Consider the following 21,218-nt stretch of genomic DNA (forward strand, 5'->3'; position numbering starts at 1 on the left):
CAAGGCATGTCCCAGGCCCGTCTGGTGATCATGAAATTCCTGGGGGGAGCGGTCAATGCGATCAAGATGACCCACCCCCAACTGGATGCCTACAACAAGTTCGGCGTCAACCTGTATATGGCCGGAGCCTGCGAGCTGCTGGGCGAGCACAAGAAAATCTCACCCGAACAACGCAATATGCTCATTCAGGAGACTGTTGAGGTTATCGGGACAAGGCCAGAGCAAGCCCGCCACATGATTTCCCGTCTGGATGGCTACCGCAAGGAAGGTCGTTACCGCCAGATGATCAATGCCGGTCGTGTTGCCATGGATCGCCATATTCACGGCAGCGGCGACCCGTTCATGGCGATCGGCGGCATCATGAAAGACTGGAATACGCCCCAGTCCCAGCAGGTCGCGGCAACATCGGTCACCATCCTGTTTACCGACATGGTTGGCTCGACCGACATGACCCAGACGATCGGTGATTCCGCTGCTCAGGACATCATCCGCGCCCATAATTTTATTGTTCGGGCCGCGCTGTCGCACCATAACGGCAAGGAAGTCAAGCATACCGGCGATGGCATCATGGCCAGCTTTGATTCCCCCACCGATGCTGTTGGGGCCGCCATCGAGATTCAACAGCGCGCCCGCGAGCATAACGTAAAATGGCCCAAACTTTCTCTGGGCCTGCGGATTGGCATGAATACCGGCGAACCGATCATCGAGGAAAACGACTACTTCGGAACCACGGTACAAATCGCAGCCCGCGTCTGCGCCGCCGCCGGAGCCGACCAGATATGGCTCTCCGCCGATACCCGTGCCCTGATTCCGCCCGCCTCTGGCATGCGTTTTCACAGCCACGGGGCACAGCGCCTGAAAGGGGTCAAGGCCCCGCATGAGCTGTTTGAAGTCTTGTGGACCGAAGAGCGTGCTCAGGAACTGGACCGCCTGAAGCTGCGCCGTGAAGAGATGGGGCAGCAAAAGACCGCTCAGGTGGCTCCCCGTCCGGCAGCCCCGTCCGTTCTGCCAACCCCTTACAGCCCGGAAGAAACCGCGCGTGCGCGCGAAGCCGCCCGGCAGCATTTACAGCATGATGGCGGAAAGCGGTGAAAGACGCGTCACAGGACACGACAGTTGGTAGGGAATAGCGGACTGCCGTCCACACCTGCCCGGGGCCTCCGGCCCCGAACGTTCACTTAGGGACGATGCCCCCGGACCCTTATTTCCTCTTTCAATATCAAATTAATGGGGTCTGGGGCCTTAAGGCCCCAGCGAGGTGTGGAGCAGCGCTCCACATTACTGTTGTGTACCATGGCGTCAGATTTAACGCACACTGGTCCAAGACTATAAAATCTCAGCCGCCGTTTTCCAGCTCTTCCCGCAGCATCTCGATTTCCAGCCATTGCTCTTCGGCCTCCGCCAGAGCAGCCTTTTTGACCGTCAAGCTATCGACAGTCTTCTGGAACTCGGCAGGATTGCGGTTGAACAGCGTGGGGTCCGCCATGGTTTTTTCCAGTGCGGCAATTTCCTTTTCCAGCTTGGCCATCGCCTTCGGCAGCTCTTCCAGAGCCCGCTGATGCTTGTAAGACAGCTTGGCCGAAGAAGGCTTGTTGCCACGCGGCTTGTCACCACCAGCGGATTTTTCCTCGCTCCTGGCCGCCTTAGCCGGGGCTTCGGGTTTCGGACGCTGCCGCTCGTAATCGGCATAGCCACCCGGGTACTCGCGCACCACGCCCTGCCCTTCAAAGGCGATGGTCGATGTGACCACCCGGTCGAGGAAGTCACGATCGTGGCTGACCAGCACCAGCGTTCCGTCGTAATCGGCCAGCACGTCCTGCAACAGGTCGAGCGTGTCCATGTCGAGGTCATTGGTCGGTTCGTCGAGGATCAGGAAGTTTGATGACTTGGCCAACGCTTTGGCCAGCAACAGGCGATTGCGCTCGCCTCCTGACAGGCTTCCTACCGGGCTGCGGGCCTGGCGGTCATCGAACAGGAAATCACGCATATAGCTGACGACATGGCGCAAGCGACCACGAACATCAATGCTGTCTCCGCCACTGTCGGCCAGCGTATCCCAGACCGTCCTGTTGGGGTCGAGCGCACTGCGGGTTTGGTCAAGGTAGACCATTTCCAGATTGGTCCCCAACCGCACGTCGCCGCCATCGGGCTGCAACTGTCCGGTCAGAATCTTCAGCAGGGTCGACTTGCCTGCCCCGTTCGGGCCAATGATCCCCAGTTTATCGCCACGCAGAATACGGGTTGAAAAGGGTTTCAGAATCTCGCGTCCTTCAAAGGACTTGAAAATTCCCTCAACCTCGACCACCAGCTTGCCCGATGTCGGTCCACTGTCGGCATCCATCTTCACGCTGCCGGTGCGGGCAACCATCGCCGCCCGCTCGCTGCGCATATCCTGCAATCGCCGCATCCGCCCCATGTTGCGGGTCCGGCGTGCCTTGATCCCTTGCCGGGACCAGGCAATTTCCTGCTCGATCAACTTATCAAACTTGGCCGTCTCGGTGGCCTCGCGCTCGAGGATGTCTTCGCTCCAGCTTTCAAACTGCACAAAGCCCGCCTCCAGCCGGCGGACAATGCCGCGATCCAGCCAGAACGTCACTCCTGTCAACCGGTTCAGAAAAGCGCGATCGTGGGAAATCAGCACAAAGCCACCGCGATAGGCCAGCAGCTTTTCTTCCAGCCACTGAATGGTCGGCAGATCAAGGTGGTTGGTCGGTTCATCCAGCAGCAGGATGTCCGGCTCGCCTACCAGAATGCGGGCAATCGCCGCGCGACGCTTTTCCCCGCCGGACAGGGTGGTCGGGTCGCAGTGCGGGTCCAGCTTGACCTCATCAATCAGGATGTCGACCTTGTGCAGCTCGTCCAGATGATCGCCAAGCCCGCCAGCGACGTAATCATGCAGGGTCGCATAGCCCGATGGGTCAGGTTCCTGCGGCAGATAGGCAATCCGCACGCCCGGTTGCAGGAACAGCTCCCCCTCCTCGGCATCGACCAGCCCGGCCATCACCTTGAGCAGGGTCGATTTCCCCGAGCCATTCCGGCCCACCAGACAGACACGATCACCGCGCCCGACCGAACAATCCACGCCGGTAAACAGGGGGTTCCCACCAAATCCGAGACGAATATTGCGCAGCGTCAGTAACGGGGGCGGAGCGGCCACGGGCTATTTCCTTGTTTCAAGACAATCAACGGCAAGGGTGTTCAGGGCTATCAGGGGCCACAGCCCCTGAACGCACGCTAATTCCTTTGTTCCCCCAGAGCATAGGGGCTGGTGCCGTGTACGTCCCATATCTCGCGGGCGTAATCAAGTATCGTCGCATCGGCCGAGAATTTCCCCATTCGGGCAACAGTCAGGATCGCTTTCCGTGTCCAGTCCCCCTGCTGGAGATAAGCCGCATCCACACGGTCCTGACAGGCGATATAGTCGCCATAATCTGCCAGCACGCGATACCGGTCACCACCACTGGTCAGGCTGTCAAACAGTGGCTTGAAGGCATCCGGCTCGCCGGGAGAAAAGGCTCCGTTCCGCACCATCTCCAGGGCCTCGGCCAGTTCATGGTTATCCCGGTAGATGGCCCATGGATCGTATCCATCACGGACGGTCGCGGCCACCTGATCCGCCGACAGGCCAAAGAAGAACAGGTTTTCCTCCCCGACTTCTTCGGCGATTTCGATGGTCGCGCCATCGCGGGTTCCGATGGTCAGCGCGCCATTGAGGGCCAGCTTCATGTTGCCAGTCCCCGAAGCTTCGGTGCCAGCCGTCGAAATCTGCTGGGACAGCTCGGCGGCCGGAATGATCAGCTCGGCTGTCGAAACATCGTAGTTGGGAACAAACAGAACCCTTAATGCATCACGGGAGCGGGGGTCACGGTTCACCACATCGGCCACGGCCAGAATCAAGCGGATGGTCAGCTTGGCCAGAACATAGCCCGGTGCGGCCTTGCCTGCAAAGACCACCGTCCGTGGAACCACATTCTGCCGAAACTGACGCTGGCACAAACGGTTATAGCGGGTAATGACGTGCAGCACGTTCAGAATTTGCCGCTTGTATTCGTGAATTCGTTTGATCTGAACATCGAACAGGCTGTCAGGATGGATCACCGCCCCCAGCGAACGACTGGCGAACAGGGCCAGACGCCGTTTGTTGGCCTGCTTGATGCTCAGGAATTCATCCCGGAATGCACTGTCATCCGCCAACGGCAGCAAGGCGCGCAGTCGGTCAAGGTTGGTTTGCCAACCGTCCCCGATACTGTGGGTGATCAGGCGGGCCAGCGGACGATTGGCTTGGTTCAACCAGCGACGCGGCGTGATCCCATTGGTCTTGTTGACAATTTTCCCAGGGTACAACTGTTCGAAATCAGCAAAAATGCCGTTTTTCATCAGCTCGGTATGCAGATTGGCCACACCGTTGACGTGATGACTGCCCACCACCGCCAGATGGCTCATCCGAACACGCCGCTCGCCGCTTTCATCAATCAGCGACATCCGCCGGACCAGATCATCATCACCCGGTCGCAACTGACGGATTTCGGCCAGAAAAACCGCGTTGATGTCATAAATAATCTGCAGATGACGCGGTAACAGGGCCTCGAACACCGCCACCGGCCATGTTTCCAAAGCCTCGGGCAGCAGCGTGTGATTGGTGTACGAGAACACCCCTTTGCAGATGGTCCAGGCATCAGCCCACGGGCAATGGTGCTCATCCAGCAACAACCGCATCAGCTCGGCCACGGCAATTGCCGGGTGCGTATCATTCAGCTGAATGGCAACCTTTTGCGGCATCAGGTCGAAATCGTCATCCTGCTCGCGGCGGAAACGACGCAGAATGTCTTGCAGCGATGCCGAGGAGAAAAAATATTCCTGCTTGAAGCGCAAGATGCGCCCTTGCTGAGTGCTGTCGTTGGGGTACAGCACACGAGACAGGCTTTCCGAGTCCACTTCGGCCCTGACCGCATCAAGGTATTCACCCTTGTTGAACTGGACCAGATCAAAGCCATGGGAGGCCCGTGCGGCCCACAAGCGGATCGAGTTGGCAGAAAACCCCCCATATCCGGGCACCGCCATGTCTACCGCCACCGCCATCAGTTCTTCGGCGGGATGCCAACGGAAAAAGGGCCGACCAAGGGCGTCCTGCCCCTGCTCTACCCAGCCACCGAAACGGATCGGATGCGTATATTCAGGCCGCTCGAATTCCCACGGGTTCCCATGGGTCAGCCAGTTTTCCGGCAGTTCGATCTGCTGACCATCGCGGATTTCCTGCCGGAACATGCCATGATGATAGTGGATACCATAGCCAACACCGGCAATCCCCAGTGTTGCCATGCTGTCCATGAAACAGGCTGCCAGACGCCCCAGCCCACCATTCCCAAGCGCCGCCTCTGGCTCTTCGGTTTTGATCCCCCCAAAGTCCAGACCCATGTCGGCAAAGGTCGCAAGGCACACATCCCACATGCCAACGGCAAGCAGGTTGCTTTCCAGCGACCGCCCCATCAGGAACTCAAGGGAAAGATAATAAACCTGCTTGCTGTCCGCATGGGCTGCGGCCCGCACGCTGTCCATCCACGTTTCGACCAGCATGTCCCGCACAGCCAGCGCGGTCACCTGATACCAGTCGTTCGAGGTCGCCGTTTCCGGATTTTTGGCACGCGAATGCTTCAGGTGGCTGAACAGACGACGCTTGAAAGCGTCAATATCGTTCTGAGCAACCGGATCCCACCCATCTGTAACCAGAGACTGCGGTACGGAAGGAAACGGGCTGTCCATGGCAGTATCCTCCTGCGACGGGTCATGTCCCTGACACGATTGCATCCCGGACGCTATTCCGCGTCAGGCCATCACGCGCCCGGCCATCTCCAGAAAGCCGCGCGCCGTGATCGGTTTTTCCAGAAACCCGTCAACCCCGATCTGCAAGGCCTGTTGGCGCACATCATCCGTGCTGTAGCCTGACATCATGATGACTTTGGACGCAATTCCGGCTCCCCGTGCGCGCTCGACGAACTCCAGGCCATCCATGCCGTCCATCCGCCAGTCACAAAGAACCAGATCAAAGGACCGGGTAGACAGGACCTCCAGCCCTTCCGCTCCACTTGATACAACAGAGATGGTGCGGACCCCGAGGCTTTTCAGGATCGTCTGGATAATCAACTGAAAATTACGGTTGTCTTCGACAATCAAAACCGACAGGGCGGACCAGACCAACCCCTTCTTTTCTGGCTGCGGGATTGTGCCTTGCGGAGAAAACAGGATTTGTTCAGCCGCTTGATAGGCAGCCTCGTTCCCCAGGCATTGGGCCAGATAGCCCATGTCATGCTTCTGGATGTGCTGAACCAGCCACGACCGCAGGAACTCCAGAACCTCGGCCCCCTGGACGGTCGAATTGTCCGCTTCATAGCGCTGGCAAATATCCTGAACCTGCTTCGCCAGTTCATGATGACGCTGCTGGTGTGCGATCAATCCGGGATAGCCCGCAACATCCTGCAGCCGTTCTTCGCGGGCGAAGTGATAGCGCGTGTATTCCAGCAGGGAATTCAGGGCACTGCCCAGAACGGCCCGCTCTTCGAAATTTCCAATGGCGTCATAGACCTGATTCAGTATGCTGACCAGAACCTTGTGGTCCTTGTCGATCAGCGGAATCCCGGTCTCCAGTTCTTTGGTCCAAACGATACAGGGCATGGTTCCCCCCGTTTACATGCATTATTCTCAATGCATGGCCACAGCCCGGCGGAATGTGCCCCCCACGCTCCGCCGGGCTGTCTTGCTTGTTTACGAACGCTCCAGACGCTCCACGTCACGCACGGCCCCATCCGCTGCGCTGGTGGTCATCGCCGCATAGGCCCGCAGGGCCGCCGAGACGGTCCGCTGGCGCGACGCCGGTTTCCACGCCTTGGCACCACGGGCATCCATCGCGGCCCGGCGTTCAGCCAGCACAGCATCAGACACCCGCAGGTTGATCGAACGGCCCGGAATGTCGATATCGATCATGTCGCCCGGCTCGACCAGCCCGATGGCACCACCCTGAGCGGCCTCGGGCGAGGCATGCCCGATCGACAGCCCCGACGTCCCGCCAGAGAAACGACCGTCCGTGATCAGGGCGCACTGCTTGCCCAGCCCCATCGACTTCAGATAGCTGGTCGGATACAGCATTTCCTGCATCCCGGGGCCACCCTTCGGGCCTTCGTACAGCACGACCACCACATCGCCAGCCTTGACGTCACCGCCCAGAATTTTGGCGACCGCTTCGTCCTGGCTTTCGCACACCACCGCCGGACCGGAGAACTTCAGAATGCTGTCGTCAACGCCAGCGGTCTTGACGATGCAGCCATCCAGAGCAATGTTGCCGAACAGAACCGCCAGACCACCATCCCTGGAATAGGCATGGTCCATATCCCGGATCACACCCTTGGCGCGGTCGCGGTCGACTTCGCTGTAACGGCGGGACTGCGAGAAGGCTTCAGTGGTGCGTATCCCCCCCGGAGCCGCCCGGAAGAACTCGTCAACCGCCGCATCCTGGGTCAACATCACGTCCCAGCGGTCAATGGCCTCTTTCAGGCTGGCCGCGTGGACGCTGCCGCAGTCCAGATTCAGCAGGCCACAGCGGGCCAGTTCGCCCAGAATGGCAATCACGCCACCGGCGCGATGGACGTCTTCCATGTGGATGTTGGCAACGGCGGGCGCCACCTTGGACAGGCACGGCACCTTGCGCGACAGGCGGTCGATGTCGGACATGTGGAAATCGACCTGCCCTTCACGGGCGGCGGCCAACAGGTGCAGAACGGTGTTGGTGGAACCACCCATCGCAATGTCAAGGGTCATGGCGTTCTCGAACGCCGCCTTGTTGGCGATGGCGCGCGGCAGAACCGACGCATCATCCTGTTCATAATAACGGCGGGTCAGCTCGACAATCGTCCGCGCCGCCTGCAGGAACACGCCCTTGCGATCCTCATGGGTCGCCACCAGCGAGCCGTTCCCCGGCAGGGCCAGCCCGAGGGCTTCGGTCAGGCAGTTCATCGAATTGGCGGTGAACATCCCCGAACACGATCCGCAGGTCGGGCAGGCCGAACGTTCGTATGCCGCGACGTCCTCATCGCTGACGTTCTTGTCAGCGGCGACGATCATCGCATCGATCAGGTCGATCATCTTTTCGCCGTCCTTCAGGATCACCTTGCCGGCTTCCATCGGGCCACCCGAAACGAAAATGGTCGGAATGTTGAGGCGCATCGACGCCATCAGCATGCCCGGGGTGATCTTGTCGCAGTTGGAAATGCAGATCAGGGCATCAGCGCAGTGGGCATTGACCATGTATTCCACAGAGTCAGCGATGATTTCACGCGACGGCAGGGAATACAGCATGCCATCATGGCCCATGGCGATCCCGTCATCGACCGCGATGGTATTGAATTCCTTGGCAACACCGCCAGCCGCCTCGATTTCCCGCGCTACCATCTGCCCCAGGTCCTTCAGATGGACGTGGCCCGGCACGAACTGGGTGAAGGAATTGGCGATGGCAATAATCGGCTTGCCGAAATCACTGTCGGTCATCCCGGTGGCACGCCACAGGCCACGGGCACCAGCCATATTACGACCATGGGTCGAGGTACGGGAACGATAGGCAGGCATGGGGGTCCCCAATCAGAAAGAGCATCACAGGGTAAGCCCGCCGTCATCACCGGAACATCGCGCCATCAGACCAACCGTCACGCGATCCCCAACCTGAAGCCAACGCTTTCTGGCATCCAGACACTGGAACCTTTCGCAATCAGCTTTCAGCACAGCGAGCAAGCACCCGTTAGGTTTAGACGGGTTCCCTCGGCTTGGCAAGCAAAGGCAGGAAATTCTTCACAAAGACGCCAAAGCAGCCATCCTCAGACGAACGGAGCAATCCAGTCGGGCCACAGGCCACTTTCCTGACAGCATCGCTGGCTGTCCTGCCCTGACAGGAACCCGCTTTCGACCAGCAGACAGTCCAGTCCGGCAGAGCGGCTGCCCAGCACATCAGTATGGGGACTGTCACCAATCATCAGGATCTGCGCCGGAGAAACATCGGGAAAGCGCTGGCACAAGGCCTCATACACCGCCGGGAATGGCTTGCCGAGAAACAGCGGTTCAACGCTGCCATGCCCGGCGATCCGGTGGGCATAGTATCCCGGTTCAGCGGACATTCGGCCCAGAAAGGGGCACCCCACATCCGGGTTGCAAACAATCAACGGCCGAGGGTGCTGTAGCAATGCCTGTTCAAGACGTTGGTCATCACCGTCTTCCCAGTGATTGTTGTCAATGAACAGAAACCCGTCAACCGCATCGAACTGCTCCGGCTCACGCGCCAGCGGGCGCAAGGCAAAGTCCGGCAAGGCGGTCAGAACGTCTTCGGGCACCGATGAGATGACCCCGAACACCTGCCCCGGAGACATTGCTTCCCGCAGGACCTTTGGCAACAGCGTCCGCCCTGAAATGACTTCGCTGGCCGCAAAGTCAAAGCCCCGCAGCCGTAGCCCTGCCGCGACGGCAGCAGGCTCCCGCGTAACGTCATTGGTCAGGACGCAGACCGATTTTCCCGCCTGTCGCGCCAAGGCAACCGCCCGCACAGCCTGCGGAAAGGCCTGATCGCCACAATGCAGGACGCCATAGGCATCGAATGCCAGCACCTGATAACGATCGAGGACATCAACCAGCCCTTTGACCCGTTGCGGTGTAACGGCGGCTGGTGCGGCAGGCAACCGCGGCCCGGCCTGCAGATAGACCTGCCAGGCATCGGCGAAATCGGTAAACAGCATACCGGTTATTCCTCTGGCATCTCATCCAGCTCTTTTTCCAGAGCCTTTTTCCGCTTTTTCAGCTGGTGTTCCAGATCGCGCACCGTCTTGTTGATCGACCGCACCCGCTCCAGCGCCATCCGGGCGTTGTCCACCTGGAACTGCCGGAACGGCGTGCGCAGCCCCAAAGCGCCCACGCCCCACAGCACGATAAAGCCACCGAGCAGGGTCAGAATGGCCGCCAAAACACGCTCAGGCGCCATCGACAGCGCCAGAGCCGTCCCCCAGACGCCAATCGTTGCCAGACCGGCCCCGATCAGCATTAACGTTCGTTCGATATAGCAATGATCCTGTGCCTGCTGGCTTTCCTGTTCGCGCAGCAAGTCGGCGATCTCGCTTTTCGCCAGATCCTGCCATTTGCGGAACGACACCCCGCGCGACAAGGTGCGGTGATCCCGGATGAAACGCTCCAGACGCGTCACCACAATCTCGGCTTTTTCTTCGACTTTCAGGCTGGGAGCCTTTGGCGCAGAAGAAGAACGATCGTTAGGACGGCGGGCCATGCAGCCGGTCTCCCTTTTTTCACCAGTAAAAAGGGCCCTGTCATCAGGGCCCTTTCCGTCTTTTTATCCCAGTCGGCTCAGCGCTGCGCTTAGCTTGGCGATGGCGGCTTCGGCCTCGACCAGACGGTCGCGTTGTTCTTCAACCACTTCGGGCTTGGCCTTGGCGATAAAGCTTTCGTTGCCCAGCTTGCTGGACAGCTTTTTCGCTTCGGCATCGTTCTTCTTGATTTCCTTGGCAAGACGCTGCTTTTCCGCCTCGACGTCAATCACGCCTTCCAGCGGCAGGATCGCCGTCACCTCACCAATCACCACCTGCGCCGAAGCTTTGGGGGCTTCCTCGCCCACGGTAATGCCGGACAAACGGGCCAGAGTTTCGATCAGCGGGCGATGGGCCGCCAGACGGCGGGCAACGTCGTCCCCCACGCCCTGCAGGATCATCGGCATCTTGATCGACGGCGGCACGTTCATTTCAGCGCGCACCGACCGAACCGAAGAGATCATCTCCACCACCCAGTCCATTTCCTGACGGGCAGCGGCATCATCCAGACCATCCAGCGACGGCCATTGCTGCACGATCAGCATGCCGTCACGCGGGGCAATCTGCTCCCACAGGCTTTCGGTGATGTAAGGCATGAACGGGTGCAACAGCAGCAGGATCTGGTCCAGAGCCCACGCTGCCGTCGCCCGCGCCTCGGCCTTGGCGACCTCATCGCTGCCACCGAACACCGGTTTGGCAAATTCCAGATACCAGTCGCAGAAGCTGCCCCAAGTAAACTGATAGATGGCGTTGGCCGCATCGTTGAAGCGGTAGCTGGTGATGCCATCCCGCACCGCCTGCGCCGCCTCGGCCACCTTGGCCACGATCCACTTGTTCAGCGTCGATTTCACCGAGCGCGGATCATAGCCCACCACCGGATGACATTCGTTCATCTGGCAGAACCGGGCGGCGTTCCACAGCTTGGTGGCAAAATTGCGATAGCCGGCAACGCGCTGCTCGCTCATCTTGATATCGCGGCCCTGAGCGGCCATCGCCGCCAGGGTAAAGCGCAGGGCATCGGTACCGTACTGGTCGGCAATCACCAGCGGGTCAATGACGTTGCCCTTGGACTTTGACATCTTCTGGCCCTTTTCGTCGCGGACCAGAGCATGGATATAGACATCGCGGAACGGCACATCGCCCATGGCATACATGCCGAACATCATCATGCGGGCGACCCAGAAGAAGATGATGTCAAAACCGGTGACCAGCACGTCGGTGGGATAATAGCGCGCCAGTTCGGGCGTCTTGTCCGGCCAGCCGATGGTCGAGAACGGCCACAGCGCCGACGAGAACCAGGTGTCGAGCACGTCAGGATCACGCACCAGTTCGACCGCCTGCCCATAATGGGCGGCGGCAGCGGCGGCAGCGTCTTCGGCGGTCATCTCAACGAACGGATGTCCGTCCGGGCCGAACCATGCCGGAATCTGGTGCCCCCACCAGATTTGCCGCGACACGCACCACGGCTGGATGTTGCGCATCCATTCAAAGAAGGTCTTTTCCCACTGCTTGGGCACAAAGCGCGTGCGACCGGTTTCCACCGCTTCGATCGGCGCAATCGCCAGCTTGGGGGCATCAACGAACCACTGATCGGTCAGCCACGGTTCGATCACCACCCCCGACCGGTCACCATAGGGCACGGTCATCGGGTTTTCTTCGACCTTTTCAAACAGGCCGAGGGCTTCCAGCTCGCTGACCACCAGATCACGGGCGGCAAAGCGGTCCAGACCACGGAAGGCTTCCGGCAAGTCTTCCGTCACCGGCTGGCCATCCTCCCCAACCAGCGCCTTGGCGTGGCCGTTCTGGAAGGCGAGAACCTGCAGCGGCTCGGTCAGCACGCGGGCGTTCAGGTCAAAAATGTTGATCAGGCGCAACTGGTTACGCTTGCCGACTTCAAAGTCGTTGAAGTCATGCGCCGGGGTGATCTTCACTGCACCGGTGCCCTTTTCAGGGTCGGCATAGTCATCCGGCACGATCGGGATCAGTCGGCCGGTGATCGGCAGACGGACCATTTTGCCATGCAGGTGCTTGAAACGCTCGTCTTCCGGGTGAACGGCAACGGCGGTATCGCCCAGCATCGTTTCCGGGCGGGTGGTGCCGACGGTGACGAACTCATCCGTGCCCTCCACCGGATAGCGGAAGAACCACATCTTGCCCTTCACATCGCGCTGTTCGACTTCAAGGTCGGAAATGGCGGTGTGCAGCTTGGGATCCCAGTTCACCAGCCGCTTGTCGCGATAGATCAGGCCATCCTTGTGCAGACGGACGAAAATGGTCCGCACGGCCTTGCTCAGACCCTCGTCCATGGTAAAGCGTTCGCGCGCCCAGTCCGGCGACGCCCCCAGACGGCGCAACTGGCGGGTAATGGTCCCGCCGGAGTGTTCCTTCCACTCCCACACTTTTTCGATGAACGCATCACGGCCCAGATCGTGGCGGGTAATACCGTCCTTTTCCAGATTGCGCTCGACCACCATCTGGGTCGCGATCCCGGCATGATCGGTCCCCGGCTGCCACAGGGCATCTTTGCCGGTCATGCGGTTAAAACGGATCAGCAGATCCTGCAGGGTGAAGGTCAGCGCGTGTCCCATGTGCAGGCTGCCGGTGACATTCGGCGGCGGCATCATGATGGTATAGGGTACGTCGCTCGACTCCGGGTTTGCGGCAAATACCCCGGCTTTTTCCCAACGCTGATAGAGGGTCTCTTCGATGTCAGCGGGATCAAATGTCTTGTCGAGCATCATGAACCAATCCTGCAAGTGATGAGTGAAATCATGTGAGTGTCAGGAGTGCCACAGCATGGCACACAAAGCAATCGCCGGACCCTTTGACCAAGGATCCGGCGATGCTGTCCAAGGCGTACAGGCGTTGTTTACCCCTTGTCGGCGCCCGTTACCAGTCTTTCAATTTCCTTGCGCACCAGACGCTCCACCAGTTCCGGCAGGTTGGCGTCCAGCCATTCGCGCAACAGGGGCCGCAGAGCCTCGCGAACGATCTCTTCCAGCGTAATCCCGACCTTGCCGATCCCCAACCCGCGATCGCGGGCCAGCGCACCGTACAGCTCCGAGAAGATCGCAGCAGAGGCAACCTCGGTCGGCGGTGAAACCAGCCGGTCATCATCAACAGCCATCATTACCGGCGCAGGCGGCGGCGGTGGCGGAGGAACAACCACTGGAACCGGCTCGGGCTCCGGGTCCGGTTCGAGCAACAGCGGCTCTTCGTCATCCTCGGGCTCCGTCAGCTCAAGGACCTCCTCCGGCTCGTCCCAGACGGGCTCGGGTTCCGGTTCAGGCTCCGGCTCTTCCCAAACAGGTTCCGGCTCGGGCTCCGGTTCAGGCTCCGGAGGCGGCGGAGGGGGTGGTGGTGGCGGAGGCGGCGGAGGGGGTGGCGGCGGAGGCGGAGGCGGAGCCTTGGCTTCCTCTTCCTCATCCTCCGAAAGAATCTTCCGGATAGAGGCGAGAATGTCCTCCATCGATGGTTCTTGATTGCGATCATCCATGGCGTAACCCCGCCCCATAAAGCCAGCACATCAAATCGCTGCACGGCACCCCAATCGGCGCACGTTCAGAAAGGGATATAACATTGCTCCTTAACATTTTGCAAACGCAAGATGTTTAATCCGCGCAAAATGCCCGCAGCGCCATACCAAAGACCTTACTGCACAGCAAGACAACGCCACACTACACCATCATAGCGTTCTGATAGAAAATAAAAAAATCCATTGACCCTGTAAATGCCATAAAAAAGGCGAAGCTCAAGCTTCGCCTTTTTTTTCAATCGGCAGGAGCCATCAGCGGGCTCAGCGCCCTTCCGGTTCCTTCACCGGCTGCTGCTTTTCCGGGTCGGATGCATAGTCGTAATCCTGATCCGCCTCATCATTGCCGCCAATCCACTGACCACGAACATCATCATAGTGCCCGGCAGACTTGTGCGTTTCGACCGGCAACGCCAGATGTTCGGCAGTCAGGGTTCCAACAGCAGACATCAACTGATAGGCCGCCACTTTCTCGTTGCGCTGCGCGGTCACCAGACTGACCTGGGCATCGAGCAATTCCTGCTCGGCATCCAGAACGTCGAGCACGGTCCGCGCCCCGACCTGAGCCTCACGCTGGACGCCTTCCAGAGCCACCCGGGAGGAATCGACCTGCGACACCAGCGACGAGATCTGCGCCCGTGCCGATTGCAAGGTTTCCCACGACTGCACGGCCTGAGCCCGCACGCTCAGCAACATTTCATCGACCTGCAACCGGCGCTGCCCTGCGGTGCTCTTCGCTTCGCGGATCCGGGAATAGACGCTACCAGATTCGTACAGCGGCACACTGACCGTCGCCACCAGTGACTGCACGTCACGATAAGAATCATGATCGCTGGCGTTCCAGCTTTTACTGCTCGAAGCCTGCAAGGACACCGTCGGCAGCAATTCGCCACGCACCTGCTGCACCGTATCCACGGCTGCACGGGCCGTGTATTCGGCTGCGATCAGTTCCGGCTGCTGATTTTCCGCCATGCTGATCGTATCATCAAGGGTCGCAGGCAGGGTCTTTACCTCGGCTGGCCAATCGAGGTTCTCAGCCGGAACCCCGACAACCCTGGCAAAAGTCGCCCGCGTCGATGCCAGCGTTGATTCCGCTGCCGCCCGCGCCGCCACAGCCCCCGCATGGCGGGCTTCGGCCTGACTGACGTCGGTGCGGGTAATTTCCCCCACCGCAAAGCGGTCACGGGTGGCATCCAGCTGGCGACGCAGGACCTGTTCGTTGTTCACGCGCAGTTCCAGCACCGACATGTCGCGCAGAACGTCCATATATGCCTGCGTCGCAGCCAGCAGGACAGCCTGTTCGGTGGCAACCAGCGTTCCGCGCGACGCCTTGACGGTATTTTCCGCAGCGTCCGTGGCATGGACGGTGCGGAAGCCATTAAAAACCGGCTGCGTCACGGTAAAGGTCGACGTCTGCGGCACAGTGCCGATCTTTCGTTCGGTGGTGGTCGAGGTGTTCTGCTCGATGGTCTGCCGGCCATAGCTGCCACTGACGGTAACGGTCGGGCGCCAGCCAGACAGGGCCTGCGGCACCTTTTCATCGGTTGCCCGCTGACCGGCCCGCGCCGCCAACAACTGCGGATTTCCCGTGTAGGTCGCCACCAGAGCCTCTTCCAGACTCATCGCCGAGGCGGTCACCGGGCACAAAACAGTCCCGGCCAGCGCGGCCAGCACAGCATAGGAGACGGCAGAGGAAGCGGTCTTTTTCATCACGGTTGTCCCATATATGACAGCGGGAGAAAGTTCAAAATCAAAACTGAACTCACCAGTTCACTATCGAGCAGCATAGCGGGCAAAATCAGAATGGCAAGCCCTGCCTCAGCAAAAAGGGGTGCCCTTTTGCACTGGACACCCCTTCCCGTACTTCAGGACCAGTCGGCCCGCGCCAATCAGAAGACGAAGCGCGGCGGAGCGGCAAAGCCCGGCAGGACCGGCACGTTGGCATCAAACAGGGCCCGCTCGCCAACCACACCGTTCTGGCGGGTGCACAGCACCGCCGTCCCCAGCGGCGCCGTCGCCGAACGCACAACAGCCACCAGACGCCCACCTTCGGCCAGCTGATCCAGCAGCGACGCCGGAATGGCTTCGACCGCACCGTTGATCAGGATGACATTATAGGGCCCCTGCGCCGGATAGCCGTCGGTCAGGTCGGCATCCATCACCGCCACGTTGTCGATCCCCAGATCGTTCAGAACGGTGGTCGCGCTCTTTACGAAATCGGCATCCGTTTCAACCGCAACAACGGTCGAGGCAATTTTAGCCAGCACGGCGGCTTCGTATCCACTGCCACAACCGACATCGAGTGCAATGTCGTTGCTGTCAATATCTGCAGCCTGCAGCAGACGGGCCAGAACCACCGGTTCCATCAGACAACGGCCATCGCCAAGGCTGATGTCTTCATCGGTGTAGGCAATGCCGCGCAGGTGCTTCGGCAGGAACTGTTCACGCGGAAGGCTCTCCATGGCCTGGATAACCAACTGGTCCGTCACCTTGTTCGGACGGATCTGACCTTCAACCATGTTGTGCCGAGCGATGGCGTAATCCATGCCTGAGCCTCTTTGCTTTGCTCTGGGGCTGGCAACATTCCGCCAGGCCACCCACGTTCCAAACCACAGGCATGGGTTCGGCCCCCCGTAGGGTGACCTCCCTGCCCTTATGGGCGGTTTTATACTTCTCTCTGGCTTTTCTGACAATCGAAACCATCATTCACGCCCCCGCGTGAGGGAAAATTGCCGCCTGTCACGCCCGCAAAAGCCGCATGAAAACTGGGGCTCCGGCAAAGGATCAATCCCACCCCGGCACACGTTGATAAAAAAAATGATTTTTTTGAAAAATTCCTGTTGACCGCTCCGGCGGTGGCCATTATAAACCGCCTCCTCGACGCCGCGATGCGAAACGAAAAAACGCAAAACGGCAAGAGAAAACAAAGATGCGGCCGGATGGCAGAATGGTTATGCAGAGGATTGCAAATCCTCGTATCTCGGTTCGATTCCGGGTCCGGCCTCCACATCCTGATCGGGTTCGCCTGTTGATGGTGTGATTGTAGAAGTGACTATTCCGGCGTAGCTCAGCGGTAGAGCCCCCGACTGTTAATCGGGTTGTCGTAGGTTCGAATCCTACCGCCGGAGCCACTTCAGCAATGCTTCTCGCAAGAGATGCGGGTCGTAGCCGACCGCAGCTTTGTTATGAAAGATATTCCGGCGTAGCTCAGCGGTAGAGCCCCCGACTGTTAATCGGGTTGTCGTAGGTTCGAATCCTACCGCCGGAGCCATCTTTCACAGAGACAGACCTGACGCAACCGTCCTGAAATTTCGGGGCGGTTTTTTGTTTTTCCTCCGGCATCATGGTCTTTTGTCCATTCCAACGCCTGATCGTGATCGGGCGCATAGGCCTTCCGGGCGGCTCCCTTCCTTCCCAAAATACGCTATTGTATAGTCATGATTGCCAAAGGGGTTTTCATGCCTGCGCCACGGTTTTCGGACAGGGGTTTTATCCATCATCATACATAGTCCATTTTTCATATTGCGGCGCAGCATAAAACCCCTACTCTGTACGCCCTACCTTGATGCCCCGGAAACGGCTACCCCGTTTTCGCGATTACCCTCCCCCACCCGCGAGGCCCCCATGAGCGTCCGAAATCTGAAGAAACTGTTCCGCCCACAATCCGTGGCCATCATCGGCGCATCGAATGCGCCCGGAACAGTGGGCGCAATTGCCATGCGCAACCTGCTGCAAGGTGGTTTCAAGGGGCCGATCATGCCGGTCAATCCGAAATATCAGGCTATTCAGGGCGTCCTTGCCTATAAGGATGTCAATGACCTGCCGCTGGTTCCGGATCTGGCCGTGGTCTGTGTTCCACCAGCAGAACTCAGCGGTGTCATTGACCGACTGGGGGCACGAGGATGTCCGGCGGCGGTGGTGGTCACCACCGGACTGGATCTGCTCCCCTCCGCAGACGGGCAAACCTCGCTAACCCAGGACCTGATGGCCACCGCACAGCGCCATGACCTGCGCCTGCTGGGGCCATCCAGTCTGGGGGTGATGGTGCCGGGGATTGGCCTGAATGCCAGCTTTGCCCCCCATGCGGCCCTGCCCGGACGGATTGCCTTTGTCTCGCAGTCTGGCGCCATGTGTGCTGCCGTTCTCGACTGGGCAGCCCCGAAAGGCATCGGCTTTTCGCACTTCATTTCGCTGGGTGCCGGGCTGGATACCAATTTTGGCGATATTCTCGATTATCTGGGATCGGACCCCGATACCCGCGCCATCCTGCTGTATATTGAATCGATCGACGAGCGCCGCAATTTCATGTCGGCAGCCCGAGCGGCGGCTCGCAACAAACCGGTGCTGGCAATCAAGGCGGGCCGCAACGCCGACGGAGCCCGCGCCGCACGCTCGCACACCGGTCAGATGGCGGGCTCGGATCTGGTCTATGATGCGGCCATGCGCCGTGCTGGCATGCTGCGGGTGTATGATATCGAAGAATTGTTCGCCGCGGTGGAAACCCTGTCGGTGGTTTCCCGCCCCAAAGGCGAACGCCTGGCCATTCTGACCAATGGCGGCGGTATCGGAGTGATGGCGGTTGATGATCTCTATGATCTTGGTGGATCGCTGGCAGAACTGAGCGAAGAAACCCTCGGGAAGCTGGACACGGTTCTTCCGGCGGGCTGGTCCTACAGCAATCCGGTTGACATCATCGGCGATGCCCCCGGCACCCGCTATGCCGACGCCCTCAGCGTTCTGGTGCAGGCGCGCGAAATTGATTCCATTCTGGTGATGCACACCCCTGTCTCGGTGGCCTCGTCGACCGAGATCGCGGAAAAGGTCATTGCCCTGGCCCGCCAGCACAAACGCAGCAACATCACCACCTGTTGGGTAGGCGATCAGCTGGTTTCCTCGGCCCGCAAAGCCTTTCACGCTGCGGGCATTCCCACCTTTGACACGCCCCGCCAGGCCGTACAGGCGTTCATGCACACCGTCGAGTACCGGCGGAACCAGGAATTGCTGATGGAAACCCCCCTCAGCCTGCCGACCGAATTCACCCCCAACACGGTGATTGCCCGGATGGTGGTTGAAACTGCCCTCAGTCAGGGTCGCACGGTCCTCAGCGAGCCGGAAGCCAAAGCAATCCTGAATGCCTATGGCATTCCGACGGTTGAAACCCACATTGCCCGCACCCCCGAAGACTGCCGGGCGATTGCCGAAGAGATGGGGGGGCCACTAGCGCTGAAAATCCTGTCGCCCGACCTGACCCACAAAAGCGACCGCGGCGGCGTCCAGCTGAACATCGAGACCCCGGAAGAATGCTTCCAGGCCGCCGAGCAGATGACCCGACGCCTGCGCGCGGCCCTGCCCGATGTCCGCCTCGAAGGCTTCACCGTCCAGCGCATGGAACGCCGCCCCGGTGCGCATGAACTGATTGTCGGTGTCGCAACCGATCCAATTTTCGGTCCGGTGATCCTGTTCGGTCAGGGCGGCACTGCCGTCGAGGTGATCGGTGACCGCGCGGTTGCCCTGCCGCCGCTGAACATGGCTCTGGGCGCAGAACTGATCTCGCGCACACGGGTTTACAAGCTGCTGCAAGGCTATCGCGCCCATGCTCCGGCCGATATGGAAGCCATTTGCCTGACCTTGATTCAGGTCGCCCAGATGATTGTCGATATCCCCGAAATCATCGAACTGGACATTAACCCGCTGTTTGCCGATGAAAACGGCGTGGTGGCGCTGGATGCCCGCATGGCCATCCGCAAAACCTCACTGACCTCGGGCGCAGATCGCATGGCGATTCGCCCCTATCCGCGCGAGCTGGAAGAAGACTTCACCATGAAGGGCGGCCGGACCTGCCTGCTCCGCCCCATCCGCCCGGAAGACGAGCCCAACCACCACATTCTGGTCTCGCGCCTGACCCCCGAAGATATCCGCTTCCGCTTCTTCGGGCTGGTGCAGGAACTCCCCCATAGCCAGATGGCCCGCTTGACCCAGATCGATTATGACCGCGAAATGGCGTTCATCGCCACCGACACCGACGCCAATGGCCAGCAGGAAACGCTGGGGGTGGTGCGGGCTGTTACCGACCCGGACAACGAGGAAACCGAATTTTCCATCGTGGTCCGCTCGGACCTGAAAGGCAGCGGTCTGGCACGCCAGATGATGAAGAAAATGATCCGCTATTGTCGTGACCGCGGAACGCATACCATGGTCGGGCAAGTGCTGAAGGACAATGGCCGCATGCTGCACTTTGTCGAAAGCCTCGGCTTCCGGCGGGTGAAGACCATCGACCATGATGTCGTCGAGGTTGCTCTCGACCTGCAGGGAAGCCTACCATTCTAAAGCAGGGAGCGTGGTCCACGTTCAAGGCGCAGATCTAAGGCACGACCTTTGTCTACCCAATAAACCAGAATAATGGAGACGTGTATGGGATGGGATCCGGTTGCCTACCTGAAATACGGAGGAGAGCGCACGCGCCCTGCCGCGGACTTGCTGGCGCGCGTACCGGAAACAGACCCCAACGTTATCTATGATCTGGGATGCGGGCCGGGCAATTCGACCGCCCTTCTGTCATCCCGCTGGCCTGCTGCCCATCTAACCGGTCTGGATGCCGACCCGACCATGCTGGCGCGGGCGCGGAAAAACGGCCCCCGCGCACGCTGGGCTGAAACCGATATCGAGACATGGGAGGCCCCCCAACCGGCGGACCTGATTTTCTCCAATGCCGTGCTGCACTGGCTGGATCATCATGACCGCCTGTTTCCCCGCCTGATCCAGCAACTGCGCAGCGGTGGTATCCTTGCCGTCCAGATGCCGCGCAATCACCATGCGCCGAGCCATGCACTGTTGCGTGAACTGGCCCGCAGCAGTCCGTGGGCCAGCCAACTGGAAAGCATCCTGCGCGATGAGCCGGTAGCCTCCCCCGAGGCATACTGGCGCTGGCTTTCGCCCCATTGCAGCGAACTGGAAATCTGGGAGACAACCTATCTGATGCCGTTACGGGGGCAAGATCCGATTCTGGCATGGATCAAGGGCAGTTCCCTCCGTCCCGTTCTGGCAGCGCTCGCCCCGGAAGATGCCTTGACGTTTGAGAAGGCCCTGGCCGCCCAGTTGCGCGAGGCGTATCCGGCAGAAGATGACGGCTGTACGCTGTTTCCGTTTCGGCGCCTGTTCATTCTGGCAACCCGGTAGAGCCGCAAGACAACCGGGACGTGGAGCGCTGCTCCACACCTCGCCGGGGCCTTGAGGCCCCGGACCCCATTAATTTGATATTGAAAGAAAAAATGGGGGTCCGGGGGCATTGTCCCCAAGTGAACGGTCGGGGCCGGAGGCCCCGGGCAGGTGCGGACGGCAGT

General features: G+C 60.0%; 14 protein-coding genes and 3 tRNA genes. 6 read left to right on the forward strand and 11 right to left on the reverse strand.

Features of this window, described 5'->3' with window-relative positions; genetic code table 11:
* The first annotated feature begins 6 nt into the window (after positions 1 to 6).
* Positions 7 to 1,092, forward strand: coding sequence for an adenylate/guanylate cyclase domain-containing protein (locus BW995_RS03695; protein ID WP_175616968.1), 1,086 nt, complete (start codon positions 7 to 9; stop codon positions 1,090 to 1,092).
* A 244-nt stretch (positions 1,093 to 1,336) separates the two neighbouring features.
* Here BW995_RS03695 and BW995_RS03700 read toward each other — a convergent pair whose 3' ends face one another.
* The 11 genes from BW995_RS03700 to BW995_RS20390 all read right to left on the reverse strand — a co-directional run bounded on the left by BW995_RS03700 (position 1,337) and on the right by BW995_RS20390 (position 16,741).
* A complete protein-coding gene (locus BW995_RS03700) occupies positions 1,337 to 3,157 on the reverse strand; it encodes an ATP-binding cassette domain-containing protein (protein ID WP_076398794.1) in 1,821 nt (606 codons plus the stop codon).
* Between the two features lie 77 nt (positions 3,158 to 3,234).
* Entirely contained in the window at positions 3,235 to 5,760 is a 2,526-nt protein-coding gene (locus BW995_RS03705) for a glycogen/starch/alpha-glucan phosphorylase (protein WP_084194543.1), read from the reverse strand.
* Positions 5,761 to 5,823: 63 nt separating this feature from the next.
* The gene (locus tag BW995_RS03710; RefSeq protein ID WP_076398795.1) at positions 5,824 to 6,669 is read right to left on the reverse strand and encodes a bacteriohemerythrin; all 846 of its coding nucleotides are present in this window, start codon (positions 6,667 to 6,669) and stop codon (positions 5,824 to 5,826) included.
* 90 nt (positions 6,670 to 6,759) lie between these two features.
* Complete coding sequence (ilvD, locus tag BW995_RS03715; protein WP_076398796.1) at positions 6,760 to 8,613, reverse strand: dihydroxy-acid dehydratase; 1,854 nt, start codon at positions 8,611 to 8,613, stop codon at positions 6,760 to 6,762.
* A 245-nt stretch (positions 8,614 to 8,858) separates the two neighbouring features.
* Entirely contained in the window at positions 8,859 to 9,767 is a 909-nt protein-coding gene (locus BW995_RS03720; RefSeq protein WP_076398797.1) for an HAD-IIA family hydrolase, read from the reverse strand.
* Between the two features lie 5 nt (positions 9,768 to 9,772).
* Positions 9,773 to 10,309 (reverse strand): hypothetical protein, encoded by a 537-nt coding sequence (locus BW995_RS03725; protein ID WP_076398798.1) that lies wholly within the window; start codon positions 10,307 to 10,309, stop codon positions 9,773 to 9,775.
* Between the two features lie 63 nt (positions 10,310 to 10,372).
* Positions 10,373 to 13,084: a valine--tRNA ligase gene (locus BW995_RS03730; protein ID WP_076398934.1), complete on the reverse strand. Its 2,712-nt coding sequence runs from the start codon at positions 13,082 to 13,084 to the stop codon at positions 10,373 to 10,375.
* A 131-nt stretch (positions 13,085 to 13,215) separates the two neighbouring features.
* Positions 13,216 to 13,842 carry a DUF2497 domain-containing protein gene (locus tag BW995_RS03735; RefSeq protein ID WP_245821244.1) on the reverse strand — a complete coding sequence of 209 codons (627 nt, stop codon included), beginning with the start codon at positions 13,840 to 13,842 and terminating at the stop codon, positions 13,216 to 13,218.
* Between the two features lie 300 nt (positions 13,843 to 14,142).
* Entirely contained in the window at positions 14,143 to 15,588 is a 1,446-nt protein-coding gene (locus BW995_RS03740) for a TolC family outer membrane protein (RefSeq protein WP_076398800.1), read from the reverse strand.
* A gap of 179 nt (positions 15,589 to 15,767) precedes the next feature.
* The gene (locus tag BW995_RS03745) at positions 15,768 to 16,424 is read right to left on the reverse strand and encodes a protein-L-isoaspartate O-methyltransferase family protein (protein ID WP_076398801.1); all 657 of its coding nucleotides are present in this window, start codon (positions 16,422 to 16,424) and stop codon (positions 15,768 to 15,770) included.
* Between the two features lie 119 nt (positions 16,425 to 16,543).
* Positions 16,544 to 16,741 carry a hypothetical protein gene (locus BW995_RS20390; RefSeq protein ID WP_139332738.1) on the reverse strand — a complete coding sequence of 66 codons (198 nt, stop codon included), beginning with the start codon at positions 16,739 to 16,741 and terminating at the stop codon, positions 16,544 to 16,546.
* Positions 16,742 to 16,811: 70 nt separating this feature from the next.
* Here BW995_RS20390 and BW995_RS03750 point away from each other — a divergent pair.
* The 5 genes from BW995_RS03750 to BW995_RS03770 all read left to right on the forward strand — a co-directional run bounded on the left by BW995_RS03750 (position 16,812) and on the right by BW995_RS03770 (position 21,054).
* A tRNA-Cys gene (locus BW995_RS03750) sits at positions 16,812 to 16,885 on the forward strand.
* Between the two features lie 49 nt (positions 16,886 to 16,934).
* A tRNA-Asn gene (locus BW995_RS03755) sits at positions 16,935 to 17,009 on the forward strand.
* A gap of 65 nt (positions 17,010 to 17,074) precedes the next feature.
* Positions 17,075 to 17,149: transfer RNA gene (locus tag BW995_RS03760), tRNA-Asn, on the forward strand.
* Positions 17,150 to 17,502: 353 nt separating this feature from the next.
* Positions 17,503 to 20,205 (forward strand): bifunctional acetate--CoA ligase family protein/GNAT family N-acetyltransferase, encoded by a 2,703-nt coding sequence (locus tag BW995_RS03765; RefSeq protein ID WP_076398802.1) that lies wholly within the window; start codon positions 17,503 to 17,505, stop codon positions 20,203 to 20,205.
* Positions 20,206 to 20,289: 84 nt separating this feature from the next.
* Positions 20,290 to 21,054, forward strand: coding sequence for a methyltransferase domain-containing protein (locus tag BW995_RS03770; protein WP_076398803.1), 765 nt, complete (start codon positions 20,290 to 20,292; stop codon positions 21,052 to 21,054).
* Positions 21,055 to 21,218 lie beyond the last annotated feature (164 nt).

The organism is Insolitispirillum peregrinum (assembly GCF_900156605.1).
Taxonomy (GTDB): domain Bacteria; phylum Pseudomonadota; class Alphaproteobacteria; order Rhodospirillales; family Rhodospirillaceae; genus Insolitispirillum; species Insolitispirillum peregrinum.